At 34.3% G+C, this 5,496-nt stretch carries 6 protein-coding genes; 1 reads left to right on the top strand and 5 read right to left on the bottom strand.

The window, feature by feature from the left end:
- Positions 1–536 precede the first annotated feature (536 nt).
- On the top strand, positions 537–2,537 hold the full coding sequence (locus E1171_RS10370; protein ID WP_155205936.1) for an amidohydrolase family protein: 2,001 nt from the start codon (positions 537–539) through the stop codon (positions 2,535–2,537).
- 122 nt (positions 2,538–2,659) lie between these two features.
- Here E1171_RS10370 and E1171_RS10375 read toward each other — a convergent pair whose 3' ends face one another.
- The 5 genes from E1171_RS10375 to E1171_RS23800 form a co-directional block, all read right to left on the bottom strand.
- Positions 2,660–3,466 carry an arylamine N-acetyltransferase family protein gene (locus E1171_RS10375; RefSeq protein ID WP_155205937.1) on the bottom strand — a complete coding sequence of 269 codons (807 nt, stop codon included), beginning with the start codon at positions 3,464–3,466 and terminating at the stop codon, positions 2,660–2,662.
- 105 nt (positions 3,467–3,571) lie between these two features.
- Positions 3,572–3,916 (bottom strand): 5-carboxymethyl-2-hydroxymuconate Delta-isomerase, encoded by a 345-nt coding sequence (locus E1171_RS10380; RefSeq protein WP_155205938.1) that lies wholly within the window; start codon positions 3,914–3,916, stop codon positions 3,572–3,574.
- 15 nt (positions 3,917–3,931) lie between these two features.
- Entirely contained in the window at positions 3,932–4,459 is a 528-nt protein-coding gene (locus tag E1171_RS10385) for a flavodoxin family protein (RefSeq protein ID WP_155205939.1), read from the bottom strand.
- Between the two features lie 79 nt (positions 4,460–4,538).
- Positions 4,539–4,730, bottom strand: coding sequence for a winged helix-turn-helix transcriptional regulator (locus tag E1171_RS24925; RefSeq protein WP_187696384.1), 192 nt, complete (start codon positions 4,728–4,730; stop codon positions 4,539–4,541).
- A 289-nt stretch (positions 4,731–5,019) separates the two neighbouring features.
- Positions 5,020–5,496 (bottom strand): alpha/beta hydrolase (locus tag E1171_RS23800; protein WP_187696383.1); only part of this gene is annotated, 477 nt, incomplete at its 5' end.

The raw sequence follows: 5,496 nt of genomic DNA on the forward strand, positions 1-5,496 counted from the left end.
TTAGCCCTTGATCCCAAGTAATCAAAGGGTTAAATCCATAGAACAGTTTCAAAAAAAAGCGCAGATTTCTGCGCTTTTTTTTGGTTGGAAAATCACAAATTAATGCAATAAGCCTGGCATAGTTTGTTTTTGGCCCTTGTTGTTAAGCTGGAGTTAGAAGTTTTCCTTATGTTGTGATGATTTCTATGAGAAAGTTGCCTTCATTTTAAAACCTTTCCTATTTCCTGTCGACTCTACCAAGGGATACTTCTCCGGCTTAAATCTCCTTTAATTTAATTGCTAATTTGAGAGCCTGGGTATTATGACGAATGTTGTTTTTTCCTTTTATTAATCCTTTGTGTTTTTTGGTGAATGGGTATAGTAAGAAAATACTGTGATTACACTTTTGTTGTAAGAAATAAAAGATATGGAAACTAAAATTATTACATTATTTTGACGAAATATTAAGATTCATTAATTTTTGGAAGAAAATAAAATATGAGCAAATCGGGGATGAGGTGTTATGAAATGCTAATCGCTAACCAAAATAAAAATTTATGAAGAATTTAGTACTTATTTTTCTATCACTGATCATTTTTTTTGCATGCAATCAAACAGAAAAGGAATTACCTTTTCAAGCCCTCGAGTATGACGTTTACATGGGAGATAATTTGGCGGGCTATCATAAAAGCTATAAAGATGAAGCCGGTTATTTTAGTTTTGTCTTTGAATTTAATGATAGGGGAAGAGGACCTTATTTGGAGGAAAAAATTCATTTAAACTCCGAAGGTCTGATGGATGAATTGAAAATCAAAGGGCACAATTATCTAAAGGATTCTGTAAATGAAAAATTCACTTTTGATGAAAAAGTAGCTGAATGGAAAAGTAAATCCGAAAAGGGTACAGTTTCCTCTGATGGAAAAGCATTTTATATCCCAGTGAATGGGACCTTTGGTAGCTCCGAGTTATTGATGCGAAAATTACTGGACGCTAAAGATAAAACAATCTCATTATTACCCAGCGGTACGGCTAAAATAGCAGATGTTAAAAACGTTCAAATCAATGACAATTTAAACCTGAATTTGGTAGAAGTAACAGGACTTGATTTTACGCCTACTTATGTTTGGATGGACGATGAAAAACGTTTTTTTGCTTCGGTTTCTTCATGGCTGTCATGTATCAGATCCGGATATGATACCCTTCGTACTCAGCTCCTGGATATTCAGACGGATAAAAGAAAAGATTATTATAATAAGCTTGCTAAGCAGCTCACTGAGAGACCCACAGGTCCGGTGGTGATTAAGAATGTAAATATTTTTGATGTTAAAAGTAGTGCAATATTAGATAACAAGACGGTTGTTGTTCGAGAAAATAAAATAGCAAATATTTTTTCGGAAGATGAATCTATCCCTAATGCCACATTGACCATTGACGGAACGGGAAAAACTTTGCTTCCTGGCTTATTCGATATGCATGGCCATTTAGATAGAACAGATGGAATATTAAATTTGGCTGGTGGAGTGACTTCCACCAGAGATCTAGCCAACTCCCTTGAGCTACTCGAGATTAAGGAGGAATTTGATAATAATCTTTCCATAGGACCAAGAGTTTTGGTAATGTCCGGATTTATTGATCAAGCTGGACCCTATGCTGGCCCACTAGGTAAAATTGTAAGTTCGCTTGAAGAAGGTCTTGAGGCCATTGATTTTTATAAAGAAAGGGGATATCAACAGATTAAATTATACAGTTCAATTGATCCAGATTGGGTAAAGCCTTTGGCAGAAAGGGCACACGAACAGAACTTGAGGTTAAGTGGCCACATACCTGCATTTATGCGGGCAGAACAAGCGGTGGTAAATGGTTATGATGAAATTCAGCACGTAAATATGTTGGTGCTCAATTTTCTATCAGATACCATAGATACACGAACACCTCTTCGATTTTCGATGGTAGCCGAACATGCTCGAAATATCGACTTGAAAAGCCATGAATTTAAAGGATTCATAAAACTGTTAAAGGAAAATAATATAGTAGTAGATCCAACAGTTTCTATCTTTGAAGGCCTTATGGCTTCCCTTCCTGGTGAACCCAGTCCTATGTTAAAAGAAATACTGAATAGGCTTCCAGTCCAGGTGAAGCGGGGTTATTTCTCAGGTGGTTTACCTATTCCAGAAGGAAAGTTAGGGCAGTATAAAGAATCTTATGAAAAGCTCCTTGAAATTGTAAATGAACTTCATATCAATGGAATAACAATAGTTCCGGGAACAGATGCAATGGCAGGATTTTCCCTCCATAAAGAATTGGAAAACTATGTGAAAGCCGGTATTCCAAACGCTGAAGTGTTAAAGATAGCAACCCTGGTTTCTGCGGAAGTTATTGGTGTCCAAGATCAATTGGGTTCTATTGAAGAAGGAAAGCTTGCTGACCTAATTTTAGTAGATGGCAATCCATTAGAAAATATCAGCGACATAAGAAGGGTAGAGCTCACCATGAAAGATGGGAAAATTTACAAACCCGCGGAACTCTATGAAGCAATTGGGGTAAAACATTTTGAATAATTGGTTTTAATTATAGATAAATTTTAAAATGACAATAGGCCAAATTCAAAACTCATGAAATTGGCCTATTAGTCATGTGAAGAAAATACCTACGAATGGTATTGGTAACTAACGGAGACTTATTATTTGGAAAAAGTTCTGCTTTGAATTTGTCCTTTATTATTCTTTAGGAATGAGGTTGCATCCAGGTGAAAGTAGTCCTTCAAGGCACTTTCAAATTCAGTGTCATCTTTTACTTTTATTTCCCGAATTGTTTGGATAGAACTCTTTTTTAGTTGTTGAGAGGTTAAGGTAATTCGTCCTTCAATAGTAGGCAGAGTTATAAGTTTTTTTTGAGTAAAATGAGATTTCGGACTAGTCTGGTGAAATAGACACATTGATGAAAAGTCTTGAAAGCTTCTGGGTATATTTTTGAAAATGTACTCCGGGGCCCATTCATCATTTTCTATTTTATTGACTCTGAAGTAACCTTCATCATATTGATCAAATACAAAACTACCTCGTTCATCCTCTTGTATTTTTTCCAATTCCAATTTTAATGGTGCAAATGTAAATTCCCCGAACCCTACATCTGTGAGGTAGTTTGTTCCATCAATATTGACAATCATGGCCATATGATCATATTCTTGTCCATAACCTTTTTCTTTGTCGTATACTCTTGCAGAAATTCTTTTTACATTAAATCCAATCCAGGAAAGCAATTCATAGAACAATCCATTGAGTTCGTAACAAAATCCTCCTCTTTTTTTTAGGACAATTTTATCATAGATCTTGTCAAGATTTAACTCAATAGGAATGCCATAATGAATATCCAGATTTTCAAAGGGTACCTTTAATAAATGAGATTTTTGCAGTTTTTGTAATACTTTCAGGGTAGGGCTTATTTCTCCCTTAAAATTAATCCGTTTAAGATAAGCTCTGAAATCCATATATGCCTGATTTTTTGAAAAAGTTAAAATCTAAGAAAAGTAAAACCATTGATAAAACGGTTTTTTCCTGATTAACGACGGTTTTAAGACCTCTGATAAAGTTTTTTACATCATTTTTCGATTGCAATAAGTCGATTTTTCAAACTCATCCACGTTCATGGCAATATTTGGTACTTCAGGAAGTATTTCAATTAAATTTTTTACCACCTCTTTGGATAGTTGAGCCTTTTGCTCTGTACTTCTACCTTCCATTATAGATGCAAAAACATGAATGAAATCAGCATTATCTTTTCCTACAATAAAGTCTTTAAAGGAATTTAATCTTACTTTGATATCATTTGGGGCAAAGAGCTGGGATGCTTCTGCCACCTTATAGATTTTTCGAAGAATTTCATCCTTAGATTTAAAATTTAAAACATTTTCAGAGCATTCAATTATGAAATGAGGCATAATACTATAGGACGGTTAGATTAAATCTACTGTTTTTATATTATTTTCAATAAAATGAATTAATTGGGATTGTACGGGCTTTGGAATTTCCTCTTCTTCAATCCAGGAATGGACATCCCCTAGATAATTCATTCCCAAGTAATTGGCACTTTCTTTAAAGGGCATGGAAAAACCATCTTTTAGCTCTAAATCTGCCCCACAACTAATCATTCCCATAGATTTTCCCCTCAATTTTCTGCCAGTTTCTTTTTCAATCTTTAGGCAATCGGAAATACGGTCAAAGAAAGTTTTCATAATGCCACTCATGGCATACCAGTAGACAGGAGTAGCAAAAATTAGGACTTCATACTTGTCCACTATTTGTTTAATAAGCGGTATAAAATCATCGTTTCTATTTTCAAAATTATAGTCGAACTCTCCAATATTCTTTGAATTTAAATCGATGAGATCAAAGCCTGTTTTTTCTTTGAAAAATGTAACTACCTTATGGGTATTCCCATTGCTTCGGGAACTTCCTAGAATGATTACTCCTTTATTCTTCATTGTTTATTTTAGTTAAAATTCAGACAGTAAAAATATTTCATCTATGTAAGTCACCCAATAAGAGGTAAATTTTACCCTATTAGAATTTTTCTCCATAATTTCTCATTTCTTTAAAAACAGGGGAAAGGTAAAGGCCCAGAGAAGTCAAGGAATATTCCACCTTTTTTGGAAACTGATGGAAATCTTTTTTCTGAATAAGCCCATCATCCACCATTTCTTTAAGCTGTTGCGTTAAAGCTCTTTTCGAGGCTTCTGGCAGTCCTTTTTGAATATCTTTTTATCTTAAATTCCCTTTTAATAGATTACTTAAAATGGCGGGTTCCCATTTACCATAAATTAGCTGCAAGGTTTTTTCAATAGGACAATCATTTTTAATAGAAGTTTTTCGTTGATATGTAGGCATGATTTTGGTAAAAAAATGCTTCCTTTTTCTAAATGTTATTCAGATTTTAACGAAAAAAACTTATTTAAGTTAAAGGTAAATCAAAAAAGAATATTCGGGTGAGTATTTCCGAAGGTCAGTATTGATTTGATTTTTTTTAGAAAAGGGATGTAGCGTTTTATGTTAGGATCTTTTGGGTGATTTCCCTGGATATTTTGTTACCTACAGCTAACTCTTTATACATTTGATGCTCCTTGTTCTCCCATATTTTATAGGAAAGATTTAGTTTATTTAACCATTCCTTATTAGGTCTAAAACTGTCTTTTTCTCCATAATAGAGCTTCACCGGACAATTTGGCTTTTTTGTTTCCAATCGTAATCTAGTGGAGGAAACCGCAAATAAATGATTGATTTTTAAACCTTCAAGTCCGGCTTTCCAGGCAATGGTTCCTCCTATGCTAAAAGCCAGGATGTTTATTTCCTGGGGTTCTAATTTTAACAGCTTTTTCACGGCTATTTCAATTCCCCCATTTACGAAATGCTGATGCAAATCATGCTCGGAAAATTCGGATTTATCCACCTCTCCTAAGATACAGCAATCATAGGATTTGACTTCAAATGTGGATTTTAAAGCTTCCACATAAGATGTTATCCA

The sequence above is a fragment of the Xanthovirga aplysinae genome (assembly GCF_009711365.1).
GTDB classification, from domain to species: domain Bacteria; phylum Bacteroidota; class Bacteroidia; order Cytophagales; family Cyclobacteriaceae; genus Xanthovirga; species Xanthovirga aplysinae.

Excerpts from the sequence above, each read along its gene's own strand:
- E1171_RS10370 (WP_155205936.1), top strand. The coding sequence starts at position 537 with ATGAAGAATTTAGTACTTATTTTTCTATCACTGATCATTTTTTTTGCA.
- E1171_RS10375 (WP_155205937.1), bottom strand. The coding sequence starts at position 3,466 with ATGGATTTCAGAGCTTATCTTAAACGGATTAATTTTAAGGGAGAAATA.
- E1171_RS10380 (WP_155205938.1), bottom strand. The coding sequence starts at position 3,916 with ATGCCTCATTTCATAATTGAATGCTCTGAAAATGTTTTAAATTTTAAA.
- E1171_RS10385 (WP_155205939.1), bottom strand. The coding sequence starts at position 4,459 with ATGAAGAATAAAGGAGTAATCATTCTAGGAAGTTCCCGAAGCAATGGG.